This window comes from Pseudomonas sp. MYb193, assembly GCF_002966775.1.
Taxonomy (GTDB): domain Bacteria; phylum Pseudomonadota; class Gammaproteobacteria; order Pseudomonadales; family Pseudomonadaceae; genus Aquipseudomonas; species Aquipseudomonas paracarnis.
This window is the reverse complement of record NZ_CP023269.1, coordinates 238,971-263,090: the sequence shown is the minus strand read 5'-3', so window position 1 is coordinate 263,090 and position 24,120 is coordinate 238,971. Positions and strand designations below refer to the sequence as shown.

The 24,120-nt window shown below is 60.6% G+C and carries 21 protein-coding genes; 11 read left to right on the top strand and 10 right to left on the bottom strand.

From position 1 onward, the window contains the following. Positions 1 to 47: 47 nt before the first annotated feature. The 5 genes from CLM72_RS01135 to CLM72_RS01115 form a co-directional block, all read right to left on the bottom strand. Positions 48 to 2,978, bottom strand: coding sequence for a glycosyltransferase family 32 protein (locus CLM72_RS01135; protein WP_105225388.1), 2,931 nt, complete (start codon positions 2,976 to 2,978; stop codon positions 48 to 50). 185 nt (positions 2,979 to 3,163) lie between these two features. Continuing rightward, complete coding sequence (locus tag CLM72_RS01130) at positions 3,164 to 3,565, bottom strand: biopolymer transporter ExbD (protein ID WP_105225387.1); 402 nt, start codon at positions 3,563 to 3,565, stop codon at positions 3,164 to 3,166. 1 nt (position 3,566) lies between these two features. Beyond that, positions 3,567 to 4,289 carry a MotA/TolQ/ExbB proton channel family protein gene (locus CLM72_RS01125; RefSeq protein WP_105225386.1) on the bottom strand — a complete coding sequence of 241 codons (723 nt, stop codon included), beginning with the start codon at positions 4,287 to 4,289 and terminating at the stop codon, positions 3,567 to 3,569. Positions 4,290 to 4,314: 25 nt separating this feature from the next. After that, complete coding sequence (locus CLM72_RS01120; protein WP_105225385.1) at positions 4,315 to 5,127, bottom strand: energy transducer TonB; 813 nt, start codon at positions 5,125 to 5,127, stop codon at positions 4,315 to 4,317. 235 nt (positions 5,128 to 5,362) lie between these two features. Further along, a complete protein-coding gene (locus tag CLM72_RS01115) occupies positions 5,363 to 6,214 on the bottom strand; it encodes a LysR family transcriptional regulator (RefSeq protein ID WP_005783745.1) in 852 nt (283 codons plus the stop codon). Positions 6,215 to 6,319: 105 nt separating this feature from the next. Here CLM72_RS01115 and CLM72_RS01110 point away from each other — a divergent pair, with 105 nt between their 5' ends. Both CLM72_RS01110 and CLM72_RS01105 read left to right on the top strand, forming a co-directional pair. After that, entirely contained in the window at positions 6,320 to 6,781 is a 462-nt protein-coding gene (locus CLM72_RS01110) for a nucleoside deaminase (protein WP_105225384.1), read from the top strand. Then, positions 6,768 to 7,955, top strand: a complete 1,188-nt coding sequence (locus tag CLM72_RS01105; protein ID WP_105225383.1) for a CynX/NimT family MFS transporter — start codon at positions 6,768 to 6,770, stop codon at positions 7,953 to 7,955. The genes CLM72_RS01110 and CLM72_RS01105 overlap by 14 nt, the downstream gene beginning before the upstream one ends. Here CLM72_RS01105 and CLM72_RS01100 read toward each other — a convergent pair. After that, on the bottom strand, positions 7,926 to 10,241 hold the full coding sequence (locus CLM72_RS01100) for a TonB-dependent receptor (protein ID WP_105225382.1): 2,316 nt from the start codon (positions 10,239 to 10,241) through the stop codon (positions 7,926 to 7,928). The genes CLM72_RS01105 and CLM72_RS01100 overlap by 30 nt on opposite strands. A gap of 155 nt (positions 10,242 to 10,396) precedes the next feature. Between CLM72_RS01100 and CLM72_RS01095 the strand changes: the two genes are divergently transcribed. The 3 genes from CLM72_RS01095 (at position 10,397) to CLM72_RS01080 (ending at position 14,240) form a co-directional block, all read left to right on the top strand. Further along, entirely contained in the window at positions 10,397 to 11,341 is a 945-nt protein-coding gene (locus CLM72_RS01095; RefSeq protein ID WP_105225381.1) for a LysR family transcriptional regulator, read from the top strand. Positions 11,342 to 11,446: 105 nt separating this feature from the next. Beyond that, positions 11,447 to 11,908, top strand: a complete 462-nt coding sequence (locus CLM72_RS01090; protein WP_105225380.1) for an HIT family protein — start codon at positions 11,447 to 11,449, stop codon at positions 11,906 to 11,908. A gap of 724 nt (positions 11,909 to 12,632) precedes the next feature. Beyond that, positions 12,633 to 14,240: an alkaline phosphatase family protein gene (locus CLM72_RS01080; RefSeq protein ID WP_105225378.1), complete on the top strand. Its 1,608-nt coding sequence runs from the start codon at positions 12,633 to 12,635 to the stop codon at positions 14,238 to 14,240. Between the two features lie 59 nt (positions 14,241 to 14,299). Here CLM72_RS01080 and CLM72_RS01075 read toward each other — a convergent pair whose 3' ends face one another. Then, positions 14,300 to 15,205, bottom strand: a complete 906-nt coding sequence (locus CLM72_RS01075) for a TauD/TfdA family dioxygenase (RefSeq protein WP_072434701.1) — start codon at positions 15,203 to 15,205, stop codon at positions 14,300 to 14,302. A 184-nt stretch (positions 15,206 to 15,389) separates the two neighbouring features. Here CLM72_RS01075 and CLM72_RS01070 point away from each other — a divergent pair, with 184 nt between their 5' ends. Beyond that, positions 15,390 to 16,310 (top strand): LysR family transcriptional regulator, encoded by a 921-nt coding sequence (locus CLM72_RS01070; protein WP_105225377.1) that lies wholly within the window; start codon positions 15,390 to 15,392, stop codon positions 16,308 to 16,310. 103 nt (positions 16,311 to 16,413) lie between these two features. Here the strand turns inward: CLM72_RS01070 and CLM72_RS01065 are convergent, their stop codons facing one another. Then, the gene (locus tag CLM72_RS01065) at positions 16,414 to 17,415 is read right to left on the bottom strand and encodes an ABC transporter substrate-binding protein (protein WP_105225376.1); all 1,002 of its coding nucleotides are present in this window, start codon (positions 17,413 to 17,415) and stop codon (positions 16,414 to 16,416) included. Positions 17,416 to 17,694: 279 nt separating this feature from the next. Here CLM72_RS01065 and CLM72_RS01060 point away from each other — a divergent pair, with 279 nt between their 5' ends. After that, positions 17,695 to 19,293: an ABC transporter permease gene (locus tag CLM72_RS01060; protein WP_105225375.1), complete on the top strand. Its 1,599-nt coding sequence runs from the start codon at positions 17,695 to 17,697 to the stop codon at positions 19,291 to 19,293. Beyond that, positions 19,290 to 20,105: an ABC transporter ATP-binding protein gene (locus tag CLM72_RS01055; protein ID WP_105225374.1), complete on the top strand. Its 816-nt coding sequence runs from the start codon at positions 19,290 to 19,292 to the stop codon at positions 20,103 to 20,105. The genes CLM72_RS01060 and CLM72_RS01055 overlap by 4 nt, the downstream gene beginning before the upstream one ends. Here the strand turns inward: CLM72_RS01055 and CLM72_RS01050 are convergent. Further along, positions 20,092 to 21,162, bottom strand: coding sequence for a fatty acid desaturase (locus CLM72_RS01050; RefSeq protein WP_105225373.1), 1,071 nt, complete (start codon positions 21,160 to 21,162; stop codon positions 20,092 to 20,094). The two genes, CLM72_RS01055 and CLM72_RS01050, sit on opposite strands and share 14 nt — an antisense overlap. Before the next feature lie 101 nt (positions 21,163 to 21,263). On the opposite strand from CLM72_RS01050, the gene CLM72_RS01045 reads away from it, so the two are divergent. The 3 genes from CLM72_RS01045 to uraH all read left to right on the top strand — a co-directional run bounded on the left by CLM72_RS01045 (position 21,264) and on the right by uraH (position 23,375). Beyond that, the gene (locus CLM72_RS01045; protein WP_105225372.1) at positions 21,264 to 22,268 is read left to right on the top strand and encodes an AraC family transcriptional regulator; all 1,005 of its coding nucleotides are present in this window, start codon (positions 21,264 to 21,266) and stop codon (positions 22,266 to 22,268) included. A gap of 195 nt (positions 22,269 to 22,463) precedes the next feature. After that, the gene (locus tag CLM72_RS01035) at positions 22,464 to 22,937 is read left to right on the top strand and encodes a heme-binding protein (protein WP_105225371.1); all 474 of its coding nucleotides are present in this window, start codon (positions 22,464 to 22,466) and stop codon (positions 22,935 to 22,937) included. A 27-nt stretch (positions 22,938 to 22,964) separates the two neighbouring features. Then, positions 22,965 to 23,375 (top strand): hydroxyisourate hydrolase, encoded by a 411-nt coding sequence (gene uraH / locus CLM72_RS01030; protein WP_014716425.1) that lies wholly within the window; start codon positions 22,965 to 22,967, stop codon positions 23,373 to 23,375. On the opposite strand, the gene CLM72_RS01025 is transcribed toward uraH, so the two are convergent. Continuing rightward, the gene (locus CLM72_RS01025) at positions 23,370 to 24,056 is read right to left on the bottom strand and encodes a Crp/Fnr family transcriptional regulator (RefSeq protein WP_105225370.1); all 687 of its coding nucleotides are present in this window, start codon (positions 24,054 to 24,056) and stop codon (positions 23,370 to 23,372) included. The two genes, uraH and CLM72_RS01025, sit on opposite strands and share 6 nt — an antisense overlap. Between the last annotated feature and the right edge of the window lie 64 nt (positions 24,057 to 24,120).

The following is a 24,120-nucleotide window of genomic DNA, read 5'->3' as shown; positions in this document are numbered from 1 at the left end:
ACCGGCCATTGCGCCCCTGCCACCGCGGCGCAATGACCGAGCCAACCTCAGCGAGAATGATGCATAGAGTGTTCCGAGCCGATAGCAACTCCGAGCTTATGATTCATCGCCATATAATAATCACGCACTTGTGTAAGTTTTTCCGCATACGCTTGCGGAAGTAAAATACGCGCATTCATCAGATCCGTCAGTTCCTCAACTTCTGAAAAAAATCCATACTCTTTTTGCGCCAATACATCTCCAAACATTCTCGGCCCAGTGATTTCGAAAATTTTCTTTTCATACTCGTTATAAATTTGCCGCTCTGCGGCTGTCGAGTTTTCCTTCAGAAAGGGACGATTAGCGTTCAGCCATTCTTCGTTTGCCTTGAATCGCTCATACGCTGTCTCCAGAATCTCGTCAAATACAGGGTTGTCTGGATGGCTGGCAAAATTACTGGTGTTGAACCCATTGAAGTCCGTAGGTTCGTAAGTAACCGGCACGTTCATCAAGATATCATTAGGCGTGGCTTTCAATGTGACCTCGCCCACATTAAAGGTCAGTGCATCATCCGTATCCAGATAGATACCGCCGTACTTTTTCATTAGCACCGCGCGCATGACGTCCGATGACGCCGCTAAATTCTGCCCACGCCCTGAACGGAAAAACTGATACATCTCGCCGTATTGACCTGCATTCAGAGCCTGAAAACTTTCATCGGCCTTTAAATCATGTACTTCAAGCCCGCCCACTTTATGATCCAACGCTGAATGTATTTTCTGAAAAGTATCCGCGTCATTAGCATCAACGTGAACAATCGATTTATACCCTGGGCTTTTCCGGGAGTTTTCCATAATATTATTGAGTAGATTTTCCGGCATTTCATTGCCGGCCCAGAAATAGTGGATCACTTTCGGCACATCTGTAGCGCCGGACGGCAGTACCGGCATCCTCGGTAGTTTCAGTATTTTGGTTGTCATCGAAGCCGGCGCATTTTTACTGGCCTCAATCGCTTCGGCTTGAGTGCCACCCAGCCACCGTCCTTGACCTTTGCGCCAATAAAAGATGTCGTTCACCTGACCATTGGCCTGGAGCCCGCGCCAAAGACCCGCTTCGACGTCATACGTAACTTTGGTACCGTATTGACCGACATAAACCATATAGTCTTTCCCGATCATGCGCCTCACGTCATCCATGGGAACCCTGACCTCCTCAAGAATCACTGGAGGTGAGACGGGCCCCATCGGGTATCCGATATGCCCATTGACACGTTGTGGTGTCCTGAAGAATGGGCGCGCTTGTTCAGTCACTTGGGTGGGTGTGCGGGTTGCAGCATCAACCCCTGCTGCAACGCCACCGCCAGACATCCTCTCTGTCAGCGCTTTCGCCAGTGGTGCCCCCGCGTGAGTGGCCAACGGCGGTACGGCGTTCAACACGCCAAACACAATGCGGTCGGAAGCCGTTGCTTTTCCCTGGACGGCATCATCAATACCGATACCCGTCTGCGCAGCCCCGGCGGCCAGGAAGAAAACATCCAGCCCTATAGCGACTTCGGGCATCACCAGCGCCAGGGGCGTCATGAACATGGCGACCTTAGTAGCCTCTTCCACGACATGCAGCACCTGGTTCTTGGTGTAGTCCCCGTCACTGACAATCGCATTGTCAGCGTCCGAATAGGACCGTGCTTTTTGCCGAACCTTGACCGCTTCGAACGGATCGCCGTGCAACTGCTCAACAGCGATGAAACGATCCGGCACCCAACCGTTGAGGCTCGCAAGGAAAGCATTGCCTGATGCCTGCGCATCGGACCAATTTCCCATCCCTTGCAGGGTCTGACGTACGCCGTCTGAAAACGTTCTGTCAGCTTGATCCTTGAGGGAAAAGTGCGTCAACAAGGACGCGCGCTTTACGGGGTCCGAGGCTTGCCCGGCCAGCCACGTTGTCATTTGCTGCGGATTATCGAAGCGATGTATTGGCGAGGAGTTGCCAGGGATGTAAAGCAACGTCAACTGGGTTTTCCGATCGGTCACACACATCAAGTCGGTCGACTCAAACCCATTGATGCTCAGCAGGCCGATGTTCAGATCCGGGTCCTTTACGGCAGGCCCTTCAAAATCCTGGATCGTCAGCTTGGACCAATCCTTTTGCGCAACAGGCCCCAACGCCCGCTGGGCGAGTGCCGTCTCGGCAGGGCCAAGGCTCCCTTCCAGGCGCTGCAGATTGATGGCTTTGACAAACGAGATTTTACTCAATGCCGTATAAGATTCGCTGTGCTTGTCCCAAAACCCATCAAGGGTTTTCTTATACAGTTGGGTCCGGTCTGTATCCCAGACTAATGCCTTGAAGTCATCCACCGGTATGGAAACGCGGGTGTCGGCATTATAGGGGGCATCGCCCGGCGCACTGGGCTCCCTATAAATACCTTGTCGAGTGTTTGCTTCCTGCACCCAACCGTCAATCTGGTTGTAAATATATATCGCTGGCGAAAAGTACTTGCCAATCTTTACAAACCAGCTTTCATCTTTCTTAATTGTTACATCTTGCCTGTTTTTCAATGCTGCTTGCGTCAGGGTGATTTTTTCTACCACCTCTTTTTCATCCTCACTGTCATCTTTAAATGTCACCAGATAGGTTTTATCCGGATCAACATCCACACCCCATTGCTGCTTTATCTTTGCAGATAAAATAGTGGAAATTTCGTTTTCGGGCGTTACAAAGTCGGCGGTTTGCTTACTGATATAAGATTCTAAACGAGCGTTTTTCTTCAATGACGAGTTGCTCCCGCCTCCTGGTATAGGTAGTGCTTCAGCACCCTGCAGTAAACTCTGTTTTCTCTTATAGTCAGCCAGCGTGGGCAAAATACAGGCTGATGGATGTCGCAGGCCGGCCATACGATCGTTCGAAGATGCCATTACCGCAGGCTTTTCTTCAGGCTTTTCAACCGTTAAATGGGGATTAACGAACGTATTCACGACTTGGACAGGAACGCGTATAGACATGCAATTACTCCATTAATTAAATCACTCTATGCGCCGACCAGAATAAGCATGCTGCCGAGAATTGCACGCTCGGAAACATATAAATTCTTTTCCTGAGCAACATCTGTAAACATGTAATGCTTAAATAAAAAAAGGCCGCACCCTGCCAAGGAAAGCGGCCCAAAAACTGTCGAGACTTTTTGAAACTAACGTGCAGTGATCACCGACAACCTGGTTATGCCCGCACGCTCAATCGACGCCATGGCTCGTGCCACTTCGCCGTAGTTCACTCCATCGTCAGCCTGCAGTTGCACCCGCACATCGGGGTCCTTGGCCTTCGCCGACTGCAGGTTGAACTCCAGCAGATCCGGCTGGATTTCGTCCTTGTTGATAAACAATTTGCCGGCGCCATCAATGCTCACCACCAGCGGGTCCTTTTGCTCAACCGGCGCCACGGCCTGGGTCTTGGGCAGGTTGATCGGGATCGAGTTGGTCAACAGCGGCGCGGTGACGATAAACACCACCAGCAGCACCAGCATCACGTCCACCAGCGGCGTGACGTTGATCTCGCTCAGCACCTCATCACTGTCTTGCGTGGAGAAGGCCATGTCAGGACGCCTCCTTCACTTTCTGCGGGCTGCCGACGCCGGCCTTGATCAGCGCTGGGTGCAACAGCACGCGGAACGCGTTTTTCTGCGCCAGGCTGTAGAAGTCGTGGGCAAAGTCATCCAGGTCTGCCGCCGTCAGCTTCAGGCGACGCAGGAAGTAGTTGTAGACCAGCACCGCAGGCACCGCGACGGCGATCCCCACGCCGGTCGCCACCAGTGCCGCGCCGATGGGCCCCGCCACGGTTTCCAGGCTGGCGGACCCGGCAGCACTGATCCCCTTCAGCGCTTCCATGATCCCCCACACGGTGCCAAACAGGCCGATAAACGGCGAGGTGCTGCCGATACTCGCGACCACAGCCAGACCGGTTTCCAGGGAGCGGCGCTCACGCACGATTTGCTGGCGCAGGGCGCGTTCGAGGCGGTCCTGGTGATTGATCGCCTGGCTCAAATCCGCAGCGTGGGTGGTATCGCCCACCTGGATCGCGGCATAGCCGGCCTGGGCTACACGGGCGGCGGCGCCAGGCTGGGTTTCGGCGAGTTCTGCGGCCGAGTCGAGGCTCGATGCCGCCCAGAACTGTTTGTGAAACTTGCGATCCTGGGCCTTGAGGCGACCGAACTGCACGCCCTTGAGCAAGGCCAGGCCCCAGGTGGCGACCGAAAAGGCCACCAGCAGCCAGATCACCGCGCTTTCGATGGATTCAAGTGGAGATGCCAATGCCATGATGTTTTCCCTCTGCGCCGCTGAATAATTAATGAATCTTGAAATCGATGGGCACGCTCACCCAGCCGTTCTGGGCCACATCGCCCTGCTTGGCAGGCACGAAACTCCAGCGCTTCACCGCCGCCAATGCCGCGTCATCCAACTGCTGGCGACCACTGCTTTTCTGCACCTGGATCTCACCCGGTTTACCGCTGGCCAGCACCTGCACCCGCAGCAACACCGTGCCTTCCCAACCGCGACGCTGAGCCAGTGACGGGTATTCCGGCGCCGGGTTTTTCAGGTACGCGGCGTTGGCCGAAGCAGGCGTCACCGGCGCTGGCGCCGCAGGTGCGGGCGGTGCAGGTGGCGCTGGCGTCGGTGGTGCAGGTGGCTGCTCGACGGCCTTGGGGGCCGGCTTGGGCTCAGGTTTAGGCACGGGCTTGGGCTTGGGTTTCGCAATGGGTTTGGGCGGCGCCGGCTTGGCCGCCAACTCATCCACCAGCGGCGGCGGGGGCTCGACCACAGGCGGAGGCGGTGGTGGTGGTACAGGCGGTGGCGGCTCAACCACCGGCGGCGCCGGCTGGGAAAATTCGATGGTCATCGGTGGAATTTCCGGCGGCACAATCGGCAGCACCGGCGTGGGTTTCTGGCTCACCCAATAGATCACTGCACCGTGCAGCGCCAACACCAGCAACCCGAGCAAAACCCCTTCGCGGCGGCTGGAAAAACGCTTCGGGGTCTTCTGCAGGCGCAATTGCCCCAACGGCGCGCGATGCGGCCGGCCAAGGTCGACCAGCTCACCACTCGGTGCCTGACGCCACTGCGCCTCAGGTGCACTGGCGGCGGTCTGGACTTTGCCCATTGATTCACTCCCTGCGGTTTTGAAAAACCGACGGGCCAGCGTGAAGGCCCGTCGAGGGCTGAATCATCGGTGCCAGACACTTATCTCTTAAAGTAATCTTTAAAGTTATATATAGAACAAAAACGCATAAATAAAACAGCCGATTACGCCAAAGCCACGGGGTCCGTGGCCTGGCTTCAAGCCGTTGTTTTTCAATGCCTTAAAGGCATACAAAATATTCGGCAAAGGTATGGGCTCAGTGCGGGTTTCCACTGCACAACGCCAGCAATTCACCCAGCAAACTCTGGCCCGCTGCGCCCAAACCACTGCGGCCATACAGGGCCAACCGCACGCCATGAACAGGTGGCAAGCCACTCTCTGGACCGAGTATGCGATGGCCCGGTTGCAACACCCGTTCTGGCAATAAACTGATGCCCAAGCCTGCCGCCACCGCCGAGCACACACTGGCCAGGCTGGCGCTGGAATAGCCGATGCGCCAACGCCAGCCGGCCCGTTCCAGATGATGCAGCATGTCGTTGCGATACAGGCCGCCCACGGGGAAAGCCACCAGCGGCAGCGGGTCGCGACCCAGCGCCGGCGTGCTCAGGCTGTCGACCCAATACAAGGGCTCCGGCCACGACGCCACACAGTCGTCGCTGTCGCCCATCTGCTTGACCAGCAACACATCGAACTCACCGCCCCGGTACTGGCGCTGCAATTCAGGGCCCAGACCGCTGGTGACCTCCAGACGCACCCGTGGATAGGCCACCACAAACGCCGATAGCAGCGGCATCAGGCGCTCGGCGGCGAAATCCTCCGGCACGCCGAGGCGCAACACACCGTCGCTTTGCTGGTTGATCAGCACGTCGGCGGCTTCTTCGTGCAACGCGAGAATACGGCGCGCATACGCGAGCAGACGCTCACCCTCGGCGGTGGCCACTACCCGGCGCTGATCGCGGTCCAATAACTGACAGGCCACTGCGTCTTCCAGACGGCGGATCTGCTGGCTGACGGTGGATTGAGTCAAATGCAGGCGCTCGGCCGCCCGGGTGAAATTGCCGCAGTCCACCACGGCGACAAAGCTGCGTAACAACACGGGATCGAACAACGTCATCACCATTTCGTTTGCCACTGATTGGCATGTTTATATTTAATTTCAGCATACCTTGCTGGCTGACCATACTTCACCTTTCATCGCACCCCGGGGCCTTGTATGACCAACGATCAACCACACCTGCAACGCGCTATCGCCTTGGCCCGCGCCAACGTCGCCCAAGGTGGCCGCCCCTTCGGTGCGGTGCTGACGCGCAACGATGAGGTGCTGGTGGAAGCCGTGAATGAGATCCACCTGACCCAGGACCCCACCGCCCACGCCGAGCTGCTGGCAATTCGCGCAGCGAGCCGGCAGTTGGGTGCACGCCTGGAAGGGTGCGTGATCTACGCCAGCGGCCAGCCTTGCCCGATGTGCCTGAGCGCCATGTACCTGTGCGGCGTCGAGCGCGTGGTGTTTGCCGCCAGCAACGAAATAGCCGAGCCATTCGGCCTGTCGACGGCAGCCATCAGCCAACAGGTTGGCTTGCCCATCGACGCGCAACGCCTGCCCATTCAGTACCTGCCCGATGCCGCAATGACTGCGCTGTATCACCAATGGAAAACCCTGCATGACCCTGAATAAATCCGTCGCCGGCTGGGGCCTGCTGGTGGTGCTCGGCCTGAACCTGCGCCCCATCCTCAGTTCCATCAGCCCGCTGCTCGGCGAGATTCGCCAGGCCACCGGCCTGAGCTTTCAGAGCAGCGCCCTGCTCACCAGCCTGCCGGTGATCTGCATGGGGTTGGTGGCACTGGTCGGCGTGCGCGTGGAGGCTCGCTTGGGCGAGCGTCGCGGCATCGCCCTGGGCTTGTTGATGATTCTGCTGGCGTGCCTGGCGCGCTGGCTGATGGGCCAGGCTTCGGCACTGCTGGTTACCGCGCTGCTCGGCGGCGCGGGCGTGGCGCTGATCCAGGCGCTGGTGCCGGCGATGATCAAGCGTGAATTCCATCACCGTGTGCCGGTGGCGATGGGCGTGTATTCGGCCTCGCTGATGGCCGGTGGCGGCCTGGCGGCGCTGCTCAGTCCGGTGGTAGCCACGCATTTCCAGCAATGGCAGGCAGGCCTGGGTGTGTGGCTCTTGCCGGCGCTGGGGGCATTGCTGCTGTGGGCCTGGCTGCCGCTGGGCGCCGCACGCAATCCACAGCAGGCACCTGCGTTCAGAGGGTTGCGCAACCGCCGCGCCTGGCTGCTGGCGCTGTATTTCGGCCTGGTCAATTGCGGCTACATGAGCATGGTCGCGTGGCTGCCCGCCTACTATCAGCAACTGGGTTGGGGCGTGCTGCCCAGCGGGTCGTTGCTGGCGTTCATGACGATTTTTCAGGTGACGGCCGCCCTACTGATGCCGGTGCTGGCGCAACGCGGTATCGACCGCCGCCCATTGCTCAGCATCAGCCTGCTGGCGCAAACCATCGGTTATCTGGGCCTGATCGTTGCGCCGCAAGAATATCCCCACCTGTGGGTGGCCTTGTGCGGCTTCGGGTTAGGGGCGTGCTTTGCCCTGAGCCTGCTGCTGACCCTCGACCACCATCGCGACCCACGCCAAGCCGGGCAACTGGCGGCGTTCGTGCAAGGCGTAGGCTTTTTGATCAATGCGATTTCGCCGTGGCTGACCGGCTGGCTGCGCGAGCTTACCGGCAACTTTGTCAGTGCCTGGGTGGTGCTGACGGTGACGGTGGTGGCGATGCTGCTGGTGACGCGGGTGTTCAGCCCGGCCACCTATCGCACCGACCTAGAAGTCGTAGCGCCCAGTCACGCCTAGGGTGCGCGGCGTGCCCAGCAGGCCCTCGTAACCGCCGTTACCACCGGTCCACAGGGTGGTGTAGTAGGTTTTGTCGAAGGCGTTTTTCAGCCACAGCGACACATCCCACTGCCCCTGGTCATAGTCGCCGCGCAAACCGGTAGACAGGTTGACCACCGCATACGCCGGGATCTGCCCGTAGTCGGAATCTTCCACGGTGCCCACCGCCTTGGAACGGAACGCGTAGCTGGCGGTGACGTAGGGTTCGAAGCCGTTCGCCAGGTTCCACTTGTACTCGCCGTTGGCGTTGGCAATCCACTTGGACGCGCCCACCACCTGGTGGCCGCTCAAGTCGCAGGACGCCGGCGCACCTGGACGCAGGCTGGTTTCCGGCGGGCATGGCGCATCCTTGTAAGACAGGTACGTCACGTCATTGAAGGAGCCGTTGATGTTCAGGGTCAGGCCCTTGATCGGCACCAGGGTGCTTTCCACTTCCACGCCCCGCGAGCGCACCGAGCCGGCGTTGGTCAGGTACTGCACGCGGTTGTCCTGGTCGTAGGCGTTGGTCTGGTAGCCGTTGACCTGGGTCCAGAACAGGTTGGCATTGAGTTGCAGGCGGCGGTCCCACAGCGTGCTCTTGAAGCCCAGCTCGGCGTTGTTGGCGCGCTCGGTGCCGATCAGCAACGAGTCGGCTCCGGCTGTCGGCGCAGACCCCACCGCCAGGTTCACACCGCCGGACTTCTCGCCATGGGACAGCGTCGCGTAGCCCAGCAGGTTTTCATTGAAGTGATAACTGAGGTTGAGCAGCCCCGACGGCGTGGCGCTGTATTGCGACAGGTCGCCCGAGTCATAGGCCCCGGTACGCCCACGCCGCGCCATGGCGGCGGCCCCGCTGACCGCCGCGCCACCGACGGGCGCATTGCGCGTGACCCAGGCGCTTTTCTCTTCGTAGGTGCCGCGCACACCGGCGGTGAAATCCAGGCGCTCGGTCAGGTGCCAGGTGCCTTGGGCGAACAGCGCGAAACTGTCGGTGCGGATATGCCCGTTGCCCACACTGCTCACGTTGCTCAACGCACCGGCGGGCGTGCCGTTCCAGATATCGGCCTTGGGCCCGTAGTAGGCAAAGGATTTGTTATCCAGGTCGGAGCCGAAGTAGTAGGCGCCGAGCACGTAATCGAAGAAACCACCGCTGGGCGACGCCAGGCGAAATTCCTGGGACCACTGCTTATCTTCCACCGAAACCCCGGCGTTATACGACGCCGGTACGTTGAGGCCGTCATCGTTGCGCGGGGTGAAATTCCACCAGCGGTAAGCACTCACCGAGGTCAGGGTGAAGTCGCTGGGCAGCGTCCAATTGGCTTCCAGCGAGGTACCGCCCTGGAACACCGTGACGTGCTGGTCGTTGTCCAGGTTGACCTTGCGATGGGTGCCGTCCACCAGGGTGGCGCCTGCCGCGTTGGCCCGGGATTGATACAGGTTGGTGCCATTGATGGTCGGCCCGGTGCTGTACAGCACGCGGGTGCCGGCGCTGGAGTCTTCTTCGTTGTAGTCGCCGATCCAGCGCAGGTTGAAGGCCTCGCTGGGCTTGTACAGCAGTTGCCCGCGAAAGCCCTGGCGTGAACCGCCGTTCAGATCATGGCCGTCGTGTTCATTCTTGATGTCGCCGTCGCTGCGGGTGCGATAGGCCGAGAAACGCCCTGCCAGGTCATCGGTCAGGGGGCCGGAAATCGTACCCTTGGTCTGGAAATAACCGTCCTCGCCCAGGGAGGTTTCGATGCTGCGCTCCGGGGTAAAGCTCGGTGCGCGGGTGCTGATATTGATGACCCCGGCAGTGGTGTTCTTGCCGAACAACGTGCCCTGAGGGCCGCGCAAAACTTCAAGCTGCTCAATGTCCATCAGGTCGAACACCGCCATGCCCGGGCGCCCGAGGTAGACGTTGTCGATATACAGCCCCACGCTGCCTTCCAGGCCATCGCTGGCCGGGTTGTTACCCAGGCCGCGGATCGACACGCTGGACTGGCGCGCATGCATATAGGCGACGTTGGCGCTGGGCACCAGTTGCTGCAAATCCTGGATGCGGTACACCCGCTGGGTTTCCAGGGCCTGGCCACCGAGCACGCTCATGGGCGTCGGCACGGCCTGGGCACTTTCGGTACGCCGCCGGGCAGTGACCGTGACAGTTTCCAGTTGGCCACTGGCGCTTTCGCCCTTGCCGGCAGGCGCGGGTGTTTCAGCGGCCTGGGCCGGCGACCAACTGCTGCTACCGGCCACTAGAACAGCCAGGGGCAAGGACTTGAACAGACTCATAAGCGGCTCCAAAACCCCGGAATACTCGTCGCCTAATATTCCTAAAGGTTATTTATTTATGTTTTTACGAACATTTACTGCATAAGAGATAGCCTTTATAAGGAGTCGACGTAATGCATAGCCAATGCATTTCCCGGATATTTTTGATGTGAAAAATGCATATCGACTTGCGCCAGCTTCGCCACTTCATCGCCCTCGCCGAACAGCGCAGTTTCGTCGCGGCAGCCGCAGCGGTGAACCTGTCGCAGTCGGCGTTCAGTCGCAGCATCCAGGCCCTGGAACACAGCGCCGGCTGCCAACTGGTGGACCGCGGCCGCAAGGACCTGGCGCCCACCAAGCAAGGCCAGGTGCTGCTCGAACATGCACGGCGCCTGGTCAGCGGCGCACAACAACTGGCCAACGAGATCAGCCAGTTCAACGGCCTGGAAGCTGGCGAGCTGCGCTTCGGCTGCGGCCCCGCGCCGGCCGGTGGGTTAGTCCCGCGTGCCATTGGCAGTTTTATCGGGCGCTACCCCAAGGCCCGCGTGCAGTTCCAGGTGGATGACTGGCAAAGCCTGGGCAAACGTCTGCTCAGCGAAGAGTTCGAATTCTTCGTCGCCGACACCCGCCACTTCGAAGCCAACCCCGACTACCACACCCACCGCCTGCGCCCGCGCCGTTGGCACTTCTGCTGCCGCGCCGGGCACCCCCTGACCGTGCGCAACAGCGTCAGCGCCGCCGAGCTGATGAGCTACCCCCTGGCAGTGACCATCCGCCCGCCGAACCTGCGCAAAGTCATCGTCGACCTCAGCGGCCGGCCGGATTACCAGCCCAATGTGGAATGCGAAAACGGCTATAGCCTGATGGGCGTGGTGCTGCGCTCGGACGCCATCGGCATCGTCAGCGCCAACAGCGACGTGCTGCACATGGCCCGCGGCGAACTGGTGTGTTTGCAGATTGAGGGATTGGACGAAAACCTGGAGGAGCGCTACACCCGCTACGGAATCGTCAGCCGCGCAGGGTATCGGTTGTCGCCGCTGGCGCAGGCGATGATTGAGCAGATCAAGGAGATTGATGAGAGAGACGAGGATGCTTATGCGTTGGAAAATATTGCGGTCTGACCAAGCGGTGAACCGCGGCCCGCAACGTCAGTGAAGTCATCATTAGATAACAAAGATCACATACAAGAGGGTCTACCTTTTGACCCGCACGAGGAAGCGCGTTTGATGGACTGTATCTTTTGCAGCATTGCCCGCGGTACTGCACCCTCCCACCTCCTGTGGGAAGACCAGACCCACATGGCCTTTCTCTCCATATTTCCCAATACGCCGGGGTTCAGTGTGGTTATCCCCAAAACCCATCACGGCAGCTATGCGTTTGCCGAACCGGACACCGTGCTATGTGACTTGGTCATCGCAGCCAAGAAGACGGCGAAGCTTTTGGACAAAGCGCTAAAAGGTGTGGCTAGAACGGGCATGATTCTGGAGGGTTATGGCGTCGATCATCTGCACGCCAAATTATTCCCGATGCACGGGACCGGGGAAGATAGCGCCTTCAAAAAAATCAGTTCGACCCAGGACAAATATTTTGAGCGTTATGAAGGCTATGTCTCCTCCCATGACGCTGCCAGGGCAGATGATAAAGCGCTGGCAGGACTGGCCGTTCACATCAGGTCCTTCGCCGGGTAAGCCTGCTCCCACCATTTGATCGCGGGGTGCCAGGTAGATATGTATCTGCTGTCAGGCCGTCATCGCAGGCAAGCCAGCTCCCACAGGGAAATGCATTTCAACTGTGGGAGCTGGCTTGCCTGCGATGGCCATAGGTATCTACACAACTTCGGCACGACGCTAAATCTGTGGCGAGGGAGCTTGCTCCCGTGACGGCCTGGCAGCCGACACAGATATAACTGATGCCCCGCGATCCAATGTGGGAGCTGGCTTGCCTGCGAAGACGGCCTGACAGTCAACACAGTTGGACCGTGTACATATCCATTCCTGCGGTAACGGCCACTTAGGGTTCCGCCCTGACGGCGGCTCACTTTCGAAAAGCGCGAAAGTAAGCAAAGCGCTCTTGCCCCACCACTCGGCACCTCGCTTAGGCTCGGTGTGCCCGTAATCCGCCAGCGTGGTTTAACGGGGCGCCTAAGATCAAAAGCAGATCAAGATCAAGAGCGGCTCGCTTCGCATCGTGGTTACCGTTGAGCTAACAGAGTTATGTAGATACCTATGGTCATCGCAGGCAAGCCAGCTCCCACAGGGAAATGCATTTCAACTGTGGGAGCTGGCTTGCCTGCGATGACGCCAGCAGCCACACCCATGCACTCAATGCATAGAACCCAGTCCCCAAATGCACTTGCCAGAGCGCCCCTCGAACGGCGAAAAAACCCACCTGTCCTCCGTTCGGTAAATTCCTATGTCTGACCCCAAACCCGTGCGCAACGTGCTCTACATCATGTGCGACCAACTGCGCCGCGACTACCTGTCCTGCTACGGCCATGCCCATCTGCACACGCCGAATATCGACCGCCTGGCCGCCGCCGGCGTGCGTTTCAGTCGGGCCTATACACAGGGCACCATCTGCGGCCCGTCGCGCATGTCGGCCTACACCGGGCGCTATGTCAGCAGCCATCAGGTGGCGTGGAACGCAGTGCCGTTGCCGCTCGAAGAGCTGACGATCGGCGACTACCTGCGCCCCCACGGCATCCGCACCGCACTGGTGGGCAAGACCCACGCCACGCCGAACCTTGAGGCCTTGCAGCGCCTGCAGATAGACCCCGACAGTGCCCAGGCCGAGCCGCTCAATGAGGTCGGCTTCGACGCGTACCTGCGTCACGACGGCATCTACCCCGACAGCCCGCTGTTCGAGGATAAGCGCGAGTCCGCGCCCTACACCCAATACTTGCGTGATCACGGCTACCACGGCAGCAACCCTTGGCACGAATGGGCCAACGCCGCCGAAGGTGAGAACGGCGAAGTGCTCAGCGGCTGGCATATGCGCAACGCCGGCAAACCCGCACGGGTGGCCGAAGAACATTCGGAGACCGTCTATACCACCGACCGCGCCATCGATTTTATCGACGAACAAGGTGAACAGCCCTGGTGCCTGCACCTGTCGTATATCAAGCCGCACTGGCCCTACATCGCGCCGGCGCCGTATCACGCGCTGTACGGAACCGAGCATGTGCAGGCGCCGATTCAACCTGAACACACCAGCGATCACCCGGTGTACCAGGCATTTCGCCAACACCAGGAGAGCCAGAATTTCTCCCGTGACGAGGTGCGCCTCACGGTGATTCCGACCTACATGGGCCTGATCAAACAGATTGACGATCAACTCGGGCGGCTGTTCGACTTTCTGCAAAGCGCTGGCCGCTGGGACGACACGCTGATCGTGTTTACCAGCGACCACGGCGACTTCCTCGGCGATCATTTCCTCGGTGAAAAAGAATTCTTGCTGGAGCCTGCGGTGGGCATTCCGTTGATCGTGCGCGACCCGCGTGCCAGCGCCGATGTCAGCCGCGGCACCGTGGATGAGCGTCTGGTGGAAACCATCGACGCCCTGCCCACCTTCCTCGACGCCCTGGGCTTGCCCGCCGCCGACCATCGCCTGGAAGGCCGCTCATTAATTCCATTGCTGCAGGGCGAGCAACCCACCTGGCGCCGCTATGCCATTGCCGAATACGACTACGCCTTCCAGGCCCCGGCTCGCGAGCGTCTGGAGCAACCCATCGACCGTTGCCGCATGACCATGGTGCGCAGCGAGCGCTGGAAGTACCTGGCGTACGACGGCTTTCGCCCGCAACTGTTCGACCTGGAAAACGACCCGCAAGAAGTGCACGACCTGGGCAGCGATCCCGCCTATGCCGAGGTACGCGAGACGCACTTGGGTTATCTGTTCGACTGGTTGCGCGGGTTGAAGCGGCGCACCACCATCAGCCACACGGAGGTTGAGGTGCGCGGGCAATGGTTCCGTTATGGTGAGCCAGAGGCAGAGAAAGTGGTGAAGATCGGAGTCTGGTAAACACCACAAATCCAAATGTGGGAGCAAGCCGGCTCCCACATTTTTAATCCTCACCCGGCTTAAAGACCTTTAGTGGTTTTGCTTGATTGCCCCTGCACCCCCACCGGCACATCCCCCTTGAGCGTAACCCGGCGCACGATGCGCTCCTGCGTGCCGTAGTCGTCCACCGCGTAATGCTGGGTGGCGCGGTTATCCCAGATCGCCACGTCACCGGTGTTCCAGCGCCAGCGCACGGTGTTTTCCAGGCGGGTGACGTGGCCTTGCAGCAGGTTGAACAACTGCGCCGACTCTGCCTGGGAGTAGCCTTTCAGGCGTTTGACGAAGTGCCCCAACAGCAGGGTTTTCTCACCGCTGACCGGATGCACGCGCACCACCGGGTGTTCGGTTTCGTACACCGTGGAAGTGAAGACCTTGCGGTATTCCTCCAGCTTCTCCACCGCCACATCCGGCTTGCGGGCGGCGTAGTCGTATTCGTTGCTGTGCACCGCCCACAGGTGGTCAGCCAATGCGCGCAGTTCCACGCTGAGGTCGTTGTAGGCAGCGGCTGTGTTGGCCCATACGGTATCGCCGCCGGATGCAGGCGCCAGCACCGAACGCAGGATCGAGGCCTTAGGGTAGGCATCGACGAACGTCACGTCGGTGTGCCAGGAGTTGGCGCGTTGGCCACGGGTGCCATCCAACTCCATCAGGAACCGCGTGCCGTCCCGCACCGGCACCGTGGGGTGGGCGATCGGCTCGCCGAGCAGGTGAGCAAAGGCTTCCTGGCTCTGGTCATCGAGATGGGTTTGTTCGCGGAAGAAGATCACCTTGTACTGCACCAGCGCCTGCTGGATGGCCTCGACGGTGGCGGCATCCAGCTCACCGGACAGTTTGATGCCACGGATTTCGGCGCCGATCCGCCCGGCTACCGGGTGAATATCGAGTGGTTGGGCGATGGGTTGAACGGCTAATGCGGCGTTGCTCATTGTGATGACCCTCATGTGCCTGCGAAACGGTGGGGGGACGCTTCCAGCAACGCTCTATCCATATGCAATTTAGGTCTAGCAAATGAATGAATGCTTCGTTGACGGAATAAGAGCTTGCATTTAAAACCTCAGCTTGCTCGGTCGCAAATGCCTTCGACCTATTTTTAAAATGCCGGGAAAGCATATGGATCTTCGCCAACTACGCTACTTCATCGCCCTCAACGAACACCGCAGTTTCGTGCGTGCCGCGGACGCCATGGGCATCACCCAACCGGCGTTCAGCCGCAGCATTCAGGGGCTGGAACAGGAGTTTGGTTGCGTGCTGGTAGACCGCGGTCACAAGGACTTGCGCCCCACGCCGGAAGGCCAGGTGGTGTTGCAGCACGCCCTGAGCCTGGTGCATGGCGCAGCGCTGCTGAGCAGTGAAGTGACGCGCATGACCAAGCTCGACGCCGGCGACCTGCGCTTCGGCTGCGGCCCGGCGCCAGCCGTGAAACTGGTGCCGGATGCGGTGGCGCGGTTTATCAACGCCCACCCGAAAATCCGTACCACGTTTCAGGTGGATAACTGGGAAACCCTCAGCCGCCGCCTGAGCCGTGAAGAGATCGAATTCTTTATCGCCGACATCCGCCAGTTCGAAGCTGACCCGAATTTCCAGACCCGCGCACTCACCCCCAAACGCGGGGTGTTTTTCTGCCGCCCTGGGCATCCCTTGCTGGCCAAGGACAGCCTGTCCACCAACGATATGTTCGATTACCCGCTGGCGGCGCCGCTGATCTCCCAAGGCATTCGCAAACTGCTGGCGAACCTGAGTGGGCGTATGGATTTTTCCCCGAGTATCCAGACCGAGCACTTCCCGGCACTGGTGAGCATCGTGCTGCAAACCAATGCCATCGGCGTCGGCACTGAAGAAGCCTTTTCCGAGGACATTGCCAGGGGGGCGCTGGTGCTGCTGCACTGGCGCAACTTGCCGCAGCACATGGATACCCTGAGCGCACGCTGCGGGATCGTCAGCCGCACGGGGTCGCGGTTGTCGCCGGCGGCGAAGGCGATGATCGAGACGTTGGTGGAGGTGGATAGTCAGCAGGTAAGTGTGGCGGTTTGAAGGGCCTCATCGCAGGCAAGCCAGCTCCCACTTTGAGCGGTGAACACGTTCAAGTGTGGGAGCTGGCTTGCCTGCGATAGCGATAGCCCAGGCACCGATAAGCTCAAAGCCCTGCCGCCACCAACCCAGGCGCCACCCAGTCACTTACCTGAAACGGCCGACGAATCAACTTCTCCTTCGAAGCCAAATCCACTGCATCCTGCAATTTGCCCAGGAACACCGGGTCCAGGGTCGAGGGGAAAATCTCGCTGAGTTTCTGGTCTTTCAAATCATTGGTCAGGATCACCGGCGGGTAACTGGCCAGCCCTGATACCAGTTCGATATACGCCTGTTTGTTGTTGTCATCGGTCAACCACTGCACCGCTTGCTGCTGGGCCTTGAGCAGCTTGGCCACCGCATCGGGGTGTTCATCGACAAACTTGGCGCTGCCCACCAGCACGGCCTGGATGCTGCCGGCATCGCCCAGGTCTTTGGTGGTCAGCGGTATCTCTGCCAAACCTTTGGCCTGCAACGCCGTCAGGGTGGAACCGCCCCAGGTGGCGTCAATCTGCTTGGCGGCCAGGGCGGCAGCGGCCGCGTTGAAGTCCAGGTTGATCACCTTCAGGTCCTTCTCGCTCAAGCCCTGGCTGGCCAATGCGCTGTCGAACGACAACTGGCTCGCCGTGCCTCGGAACACCGCCACGCGCTTGCCCTTGAGGTCTTGCAGGGTCTTGATGCCGGAGCCCGGCACCACGCCGAGGTAGTGTTTCACTCCCCGTGCAGAGGCGCTGAGCAGCCGCGTGTCCAGGCCATTGGAGCGGCCGATGATCGCTGCCAGGTCGCCCAGATAGGCCAGGTCTACCTGGCCGTTGGCAAAGGCTTCATTGATCACCGGGCCGGCGCCCTTGAAGTAATTCCATTGGATCTTGATGCCTTGGTCGGCAAAGGCTTTTTCAAAGATCTGCTGTTCACGCAACACGTCGGTGATGCCACCGCCGCTGTGCTGGCTACCGGCACTGAGGTCGGGCACTGCGATGCGGATTTCCTTGAGGTCGGCGGCATGCACCACCCCGGCCAGGGCGGTGCCGGCGAACAGGCTGATCAGACGTTTAAAGGGCAGTTTCATAAGCGCAGCTCCTGGTGGGCGACGGTCGCCTGGGGAGCAAAAAGTAGGCACAGACTGAACAAAACTTTAAATACTATAAATTCACAATTTAATAGCTTTTAGAAATATGCAAGCTAACCCGCAGCCTCCAGAGGCCTATGCATAAACAGCATCGAAAATATTCTTCGAATGCATTGGATGCGTGGCGGCGTGAGGCTTTAAATGACTTTTCTTATCTCACAATCATCTTGATCCCGCTTTTGTAAGATCGAAATCACATAACGCATTCGGAGGTCTTCCATGGCCCGGATTTCACTTCTGAGCCTGCCGCTGGCGGCCCCGCCCAAAGGCATCGCGCCGCGCTGGCCGCAGCTGGGCCAGCGTTTATCGCCGTGGCTGCTGCCGCTCACGCTGTTTGCCTTATGGTGGCTGGCCAGCCGCAATCATTGGATGAGCGAGCAGATTCTGCCCACTCCCGCCCTGGTGTGGAGCAGCGCGGTGGAGTTGGCCGGCGGCGAGTTATGGAGCCATCTGGCCATCAGCTTGCAGCGCTTGTTCTGGGGCCTGCTGGCCGGTGTCAGTGCCGGCGCGATACTGGGCGCGTTCCTGGGTTTCAGTGCGCGCGCCGAGCGCTTGGTGTTCCCGACGTTCAGCGCGCTGGCGCAAGTGCCGACCCTGGCCTGGATCCCGCTGTTCATGGTGTTTTTCGGCATTGGCGAAACCCTCAAGCTGGTGGTGCTGGTCAAGGCCATCGTGGTGCCCGTGACCCTGCATACCCTGGTAGGCGTTCGCGACGCCCAGCCCAACCTGCGCGAAGCCGCCCGTGTACTGCGCCTGCCTGGCCACTTGCTGATCCGCCGCCTGGTCCTGCCCGCCGCACTGCCTGCGTTCATGGCCGGTGTACGCCTGGCCCTGGCGGCGGGCTGGACCTCCCTGCTGGCCGTGGAGCTGCTGGCCTCCAGCGAAGGCATCGGTTACCTGATGGTGTGGGCGCGCCAGTTGTTCATGCTCGATATCGTCTTCGTGTGCATCGTGGTCATTGGCGTGCTGGGTGTGGTGATGGACCGCGGCATCGGCTGGCTGGACCGCAAGTGGGTGCACTGGCCCCATCCGGCCACTGCGCAGATTCGACGCGGGCCACGCTACGAAGGCTGGCAGCGCTTGCAACCCTGGCTGTTGCCGCTGCTGCTATTGGCGTTATGGCAAGTAGCGACTCAGCAAGATTGGGTCGATCCAAACATTCTGGTCAGCCCCTGGGCGGTGCTGCAAACCAGCGTGGCGGGCGTGCTGGATGGCAGCCTGACTACGGCGCTGGGCAAAAGCCTTGGCCGGGCCCTGGGCGGGTTGCTGCTGGGCGGTAGCCTGGGCTTTGCCATGGGCCTGTGGCTGGGGCTGTCGCGGCGCAGTGAGCGGCTACTTGGCCCCACTTTGTCCGCGCTGCGCCAGATCGCGATTTTCGCCTGGGTGCCGCTGCTCACCGCCTGGTTCGGCCTGGGTGAACTGGCCAAGTGGGTGTTTATCGCCCTCGCCGCCTTCTTCCCGTTGTTTATTGCCACCCAGCGCAGCGTGCTCAACCTGTCGCCCCAGCTGCGCGAAGCCGCGCAGGTGCTGCGCCTGAACCTCTGGCAACGCTTGCGCCGCCTGGTACTGCCGGGCGCCGCGTCGGGGATTTTCGCCGGCCTGCGCCTGAGCCTGATCTACGCCTGGATGGGCACCCTCGGCGCCGAATATTTCATGCCCTCAGATGGCGGCATCGGCAGCCTGATGATCGGCGCCCAACAGTTGCTGCGCATGGATTTGATCATGAGCGGCATGCTGCTGGTCGGCCTCACCGGCGCCGCTCTCAACCTGATCGGCCAACGCATCGAAACCCGTGCCACCCGCTGGAGACACGCATGAACGCACCGATTGTCAGCTTCAACCACGTGGGTAAGTCCTTCGACGTCGACGGCTTCGAACTGGAAGCCATCCGTGAATTCAACCTGGAGGTGGCCGAAGGGGAATTTGTTGCGATTGTCGGCTCCAGTGGATGCGGGAAATCCACACTGCTGCGCTTGCTGGTGGGCTTGGATACGCAGTTTCGCGGCGAGATCCAGGTCGATGGCAAAGCCGTCAGCGGGATCGGCGGCGAACGCGGCATTGTGTTCCAGGAGCACCGCCTGTTCCCGTGGCTGACCGTGGCGCAAAACATCGGCCTGGGCCTGGTCAACGAGCCGCTGAGCGAGGCCGAGCGCAACCGGCGCATCAGCGACTTTATCGAACTGGTGGGCCTCACCGATTTCACTCGCGCCTACCCCCACCAACTCTCCGGCGGCATGGCGCAACGGGTGGCGATTGCCCGCGGCCTGGTGGCCAGCCCGCGCATCCTGTTGCTGGACGAACCCTTCGGTGCCCTCGACGCGCTGACCCGCCAGCAGATGCAGGATGAACTGTTGGCAATTCGCGCCCGCGCCAGGATCACCACGGTACTGGTGACCCACGATGTGGAAGAGGCGATTTTCCTCGCCGACCGCGTGGTGGTGATGGAGCCGCGTCCGGGGCGAATCAAGCAGGTCGTCGAGATCGCCCTGCCTCATCCGCGCCAGCGCAGCAGTTTTGAATTCCACCAGCTACGCGAAGAGCTGTTGCACGAATTAACCAGCGACGACCATTACCAACCGCCGGTGCGCGAACAGATCCGCGACCTGCCATTGGCGTTCATTGCTTGCTGAAAGAGAGCTCAGTGCGCGGGTGTTCCTGGGGCTCCAGGCGATTGGCTCGCGCAAACGTGCCCAAATCATTGAAGCGCACCCCCATCTCGGCCATGACCTTGTGCGCCACCTTGGCGGTCATCTGGCGGATGTAGAACGGTTCTTTCACCACAAAGTGATGGATGCCGTGGGTGCTGCCGAAGTTGAAGCAGAACGCCTGCAACGGCCACAGCCACCAAGGGTTCAGCACTTGGGTTTGCTGCATCACATTGCCCAGTTCCACATCGCCGTAGTAGTGCATGTTGGAGCTGACAAAGTGCAGGCAGAAGGTGCGCAACACGTTCGGGCCGATGATCACCACCGCAGCGATATCGATCACCTGCATCACCTGCAAGGTACCGGCTGACCACTGAATGGGCGCGCCCATCAAACTGGCAATCCCATTGGCGGCATGAAAGCCCAGGAAGACGTACCACGCGCCCCAATGCAGCAAGGCCAGCGGTGCGTACACCAGCAGCACGCGCTTGAGGATGCTGAACCTGTGCGGCCAGGTCTTGGCGCGCAACAGGCGGATCAAGGCCGACATCATGTTGTCCCCCACCATCAGCAACCGTGCGATGCCCCAGGGTTCGCCATTGGTGATCGCGCGCTCTTCCATGTCGGCTTCGGTGCCCGAGACCTTGTGATGGTTGAGGTGCAGATGCCGGCGTATCCAGGGGTTGATGGTGCTTGGCCGCGCCAGCCATACCAGCCCCATCATCAGGTTGTGGGGCACGCGTTGCTTGCGAAAGTACATGCTGTGGATCAGGTCGTGTTCCAACTCATGAGTGAGCGAGGCGAAGAAGGCATTGAGCAGCAGACACGCCCACCAGGCCATATGACCGCTGATATAGAGCGCTGCCGAGCCGAGCATGCCCAGCAGGGCAAAGGCCAGGATGCCTGCGCCCAGCGCGTCCTGATGCAACAACCAGGGGTGCCGCTGGCGCAAGCGCACTCCTTCGGCCATCACCACCTCGCGGATATGCGCCGAACGCTGTTGCGCGTTCAACGGCTGGGGGCTTGCAGAAGTACCGTCCATGCTTCCATTCTCTTGTGAAGTGATGCCTGCATCCTGCACCTAACCCTAGCGCAGGACGCTAGCCGCGCACGCCAATCTGTTGACCACAAGCGCCAATTGCCATGACCGAACCCACTTCCCTCGCCAGCTGGACCCGTGCCCTGCGCAAGCAGCTCGACGCCCTGGGCCTCGACAGCGCCGCGCTGTGCGCCGAAGCCGGGCTCGACCCGCAGCAGATGGACGACCCCAACGCCCGCTACCGGTTGTCGGCCACCACGCGCCTATGGGCGCTGGCGGTACAGGCCAGTGGCGACCCTGCGATCGGGCTGCGGGTGTCGAGGTTTGTCAGCCCCACCACCTTTCATGCGCTGGGTTACGCATTGGTGGCCAGCGGCAGCTTGCGCGAGGTGTTCGAGCGCATCGTGCGCTATCACCAGGTGGTCAGTGATGCCTTGGACCTGGAGCTGAGCCGCCACGGCGACGTCTACCGTTTTCGCCTGCTCCAACCCCCAGGCAGCCCTGCGCCCGCACCGGAAGCGATTGATGCCTTTGCGGCGATTTACGTACGCACCTGCCGCAACCGCCTGGGTCGCGACTATGCGCCGTTGGCCGTGTACCTACGGCGCCCGGAACCCGCCGACCCCAAGCCATGGCACACGGTATTTCGTGCGCCGGTATGGTTTGCCGCAGACGAAGACCGCCTGGAATTCGCCGCCAGCGACTTCGACAGCCATCTGGACGACGCCAACCCGGAGCTGGCCGAACACAACGAAACCGTGCTCAAGCGCACCCTCGCCCAACTGCAACCGCTGACCTGGGAACGCAAGGTGCGCGCCGCCATCGAGGCGCAATTGCCAGACGGCGAGCCAAGCGCCGAACACATTGCACAAGCGCTGCATTTGAGCCTGCGCAGCTTGCAGCGGCATCTGGCCGATGAAGGGTGTCGGTTTGACGCCCTGCTCAATGAGTGCCGGCAAAACCTGGCGTTATTGCACCTGCGCGACCCGCAGTGCTCATTGGCCGAGATCAGCCATTTGCTGGGGTTTGCCGATACCAGCAGTTTCAATCGTGCGTTCAAACGCTGGACAGGGATGACGCCGGGGCAGTTTCGCGACGGGTTGCAGTAGGAAGGGCCTCATCGCAGGCAAGCCAGCTCCCACAGAGGAATGGGGTTCACATCATGTGGGAGCTGGCTTGCCTGCGATGAGGCCAGTACAACCACCACAAATCCCTGAGTTTGATTACAAACCTGTCATCCAATTGTGCGGCTTTTGTCCGCGTCCGCTGGTTACCGTGACGGCCTGCTTTCTGGAGCCCTCACTATGTACCGCACTGCCTTGTTCCTGAGCCTCGCCGTGGCCACCGTCGCCCAGGCGGCGCCACAATTACCACGCCATGCCGAGCTGGATCTGCACACCGCTCGCCAACTGGCCGACGCCAGCCTGGCCCACTGCACCGCTGCGCTGACCGTACTCGACCGCGGTGGCAACCTGTTGCTGGGCCTGCGCGCTGACGGTGTCGGCTCGCACAACAGCCTCGCCAGCCAACGCAAGGCGTACACGGCGCTGTCGACAAAAACCCCGACCCGGCTGTTTGCCGAACGGGCGCGTAATAACCCCGAAGCCGCCAACCTCAACAGCTTGCCCGAGCTGCTGTTGCTCGGCGGTGGCGTGCCGCTGTTTGCCGACGCCGAACTGGTCGGTGCCCTAGGCATCGCCGGTGCCGGTGGCGCCGCGCAGGATGAAGCCTGCGCCGTACAGGCCGCCGAGCAACTGGGCTTGAAAATCACCCCTTGATTCCACTTCCCTCAAAAGGACTTCGCGATGAAAACCTTGAGCATGACCCTCGCCGCACTGAGCCTGAGTGGCCTGTGCAACCTGGCCCTGGCCGACGGCAACCCCCTGAGCGTGCACGTACTCAACCTGGAAAATGGCCTGCCAAGCGCCGGGGTCAATGTCACCCTTGAACAACATGTGGGCGATAAATGGCAGTCGCTGTCTGAAGGTGTCACCAACCAGCAAGGCCGCATCGCCGAGCTGTTCCCGGCCAACCGCAGCATGCAGCCGGGCGAGTACCGCGTGGTGTTCAAGACCGGCGATTACTACAAGAAGGCTAACCGCGAGACGTTTTTCCCTGAGGTACCGGTGATATTTCAGGTCAAGCAGGCCGACCAGCACTACCACATCCCGCTGCTGCTCAGCCCTTACGGCTTCTCCACCTATCGCGGTTCATAGGCCCGCGGCCAGCCGCAGCCCATTGAGGTCGCGTATCTCGATGGCGCCGTAACTCAAGCCGATAATGCCCTGTTGCTCCAGCGCCTTGAGCAGACTGTTGATGGTCTGGCGCGACAGGCCCAGCATCGCCGCCAGATCCTCCTGGGGCAGTTGCAGCACGCGGCGCGCCTGATCCACTTCGCCGTAGCCTTGGGCAATCATCAACAACCGATGGGCCAGCCGCTCTGAGGCGGGCATCAGGCTTGTCTGTTCAATATTGATCAACGACAGCCGCAGTTTATGGCTCATCAACAGCGCCATCTCCCGCCAGAACAGCGGGTGCCGTTCGAGAATGCCGAGCATCGCCGCCTGCGGCACCTGCAGCAGCCTGCAAGCACCCGTGGCCAAGGCATCGTGGGTGCGCGGCAGGTTGTCGAACAAGCAGATCTCGCCGAACCAGTAGGGCGTTTCCACCAGGCTCAACACCGCTTCCTTGCCTTGAGCACTGACCGCACTGATGCGCACCGTGCCTTCCAGCACCGCATACACGCCGCACGGCGGGTCACCACGCTTGAACAGGTACTGCCCCGCCGTCAGCACACGCAACCGCGCCGCTTCCAGCAGGCTACGCTGCAAGTCAGGCGGCAAATGGCTAAACCAATGACCGCGAGCCAATTGCGCGTGCCATGTCCCTGTGTCCATGCGAACTCCGAAGATTGTCGCCCAGTTGACAGTTAGGCACCGACTGACAGGGCATGATCAAACA

What these genes read in the sequence shown, in the direction of transcription:
- CLM72_RS01135 (WP_105225388.1), bottom strand. Translation starts at nt 2,978, where the DNA reads ATGTCTATACGCGTTCCTGTCCAAGTCGTGAATACGTTCGTTAATCCC.
- CLM72_RS01130 (WP_105225387.1), bottom strand. Translation starts at nt 3,565, where the DNA reads ATGGCCTTCTCCACGCAAGACAGTGATGAGGTGCTGAGCGAGATCAAC.
- CLM72_RS01120 (WP_105225385.1), bottom strand. Translation starts at nt 5,127, where the DNA reads ATGGGCAAAGTCCAGACCGCCGCCAGTGCACCTGAGGCGCAGTGGCGT.
- CLM72_RS01110 (WP_105225384.1), top strand. Translation starts at nt 6,320, where the DNA reads ATGACCAACGATCAACCACACCTGCAACGCGCTATCGCCTTGGCCCGC.
- CLM72_RS01105 (WP_105225383.1), top strand. Translation starts at nt 6,768, where the DNA reads ATGACCCTGAATAAATCCGTCGCCGGCTGGGGCCTGCTGGTGGTGCTC.
- CLM72_RS01100 (WP_105225382.1), bottom strand. Translation starts at nt 10,241, where the DNA reads ATGAGTCTGTTCAAGTCCTTGCCCCTGGCTGTTCTAGTGGCCGGTAGC.
- CLM72_RS01095 (WP_105225381.1), top strand. Translation starts at nt 10,397, where the DNA reads ATGCATATCGACTTGCGCCAGCTTCGCCACTTCATCGCCCTCGCCGAA.
- CLM72_RS01090 (WP_105225380.1), top strand. Translation starts at nt 11,447, where the DNA reads ATGGACTGTATCTTTTGCAGCATTGCCCGCGGTACTGCACCCTCCCAC.
- CLM72_RS01080 (WP_105225378.1), top strand. Translation starts at nt 12,633, where the DNA reads ATGTCTGACCCCAAACCCGTGCGCAACGTGCTCTACATCATGTGCGAC.
- CLM72_RS01075 (WP_072434701.1), bottom strand. Translation starts at nt 15,205, where the DNA reads ATGAGCAACGCCGCATTAGCCGTTCAACCCATCGCCCAACCACTCGAT.
- CLM72_RS01070 (WP_105225377.1), top strand. Translation starts at nt 15,390, where the DNA reads ATGGATCTTCGCCAACTACGCTACTTCATCGCCCTCAACGAACACCGC.
- CLM72_RS01065 (WP_105225376.1), bottom strand. Translation starts at nt 17,415, where the DNA reads ATGAAACTGCCCTTTAAACGTCTGATCAGCCTGTTCGCCGGCACCGCC.
- CLM72_RS01060 (WP_105225375.1), top strand. Translation starts at nt 17,695, where the DNA reads ATGGCCCGGATTTCACTTCTGAGCCTGCCGCTGGCGGCCCCGCCCAAA.
- CLM72_RS01055 (WP_105225374.1), top strand. Translation starts at nt 19,290, where the DNA reads ATGAACGCACCGATTGTCAGCTTCAACCACGTGGGTAAGTCCTTCGAC.
- CLM72_RS01050 (WP_105225373.1), bottom strand. Translation starts at nt 21,162, where the DNA reads ATGGACGGTACTTCTGCAAGCCCCCAGCCGTTGAACGCGCAACAGCGT.
- CLM72_RS01045 (WP_105225372.1), top strand. Translation starts at nt 21,264, where the DNA reads ATGACCGAACCCACTTCCCTCGCCAGCTGGACCCGTGCCCTGCGCAAG.
- CLM72_RS01035 (WP_105225371.1), top strand. Translation starts at nt 22,464, where the DNA reads ATGTACCGCACTGCCTTGTTCCTGAGCCTCGCCGTGGCCACCGTCGCC.
- uraH (WP_014716425.1), top strand. Translation starts at nt 22,965, where the DNA reads ATGAAAACCTTGAGCATGACCCTCGCCGCACTGAGCCTGAGTGGCCTG.
- CLM72_RS01025 (WP_105225370.1), bottom strand. Translation starts at nt 24,056, where the DNA reads ATGGACACAGGGACATGGCACGCGCAATTGGCTCGCGGTCATTGGTTT.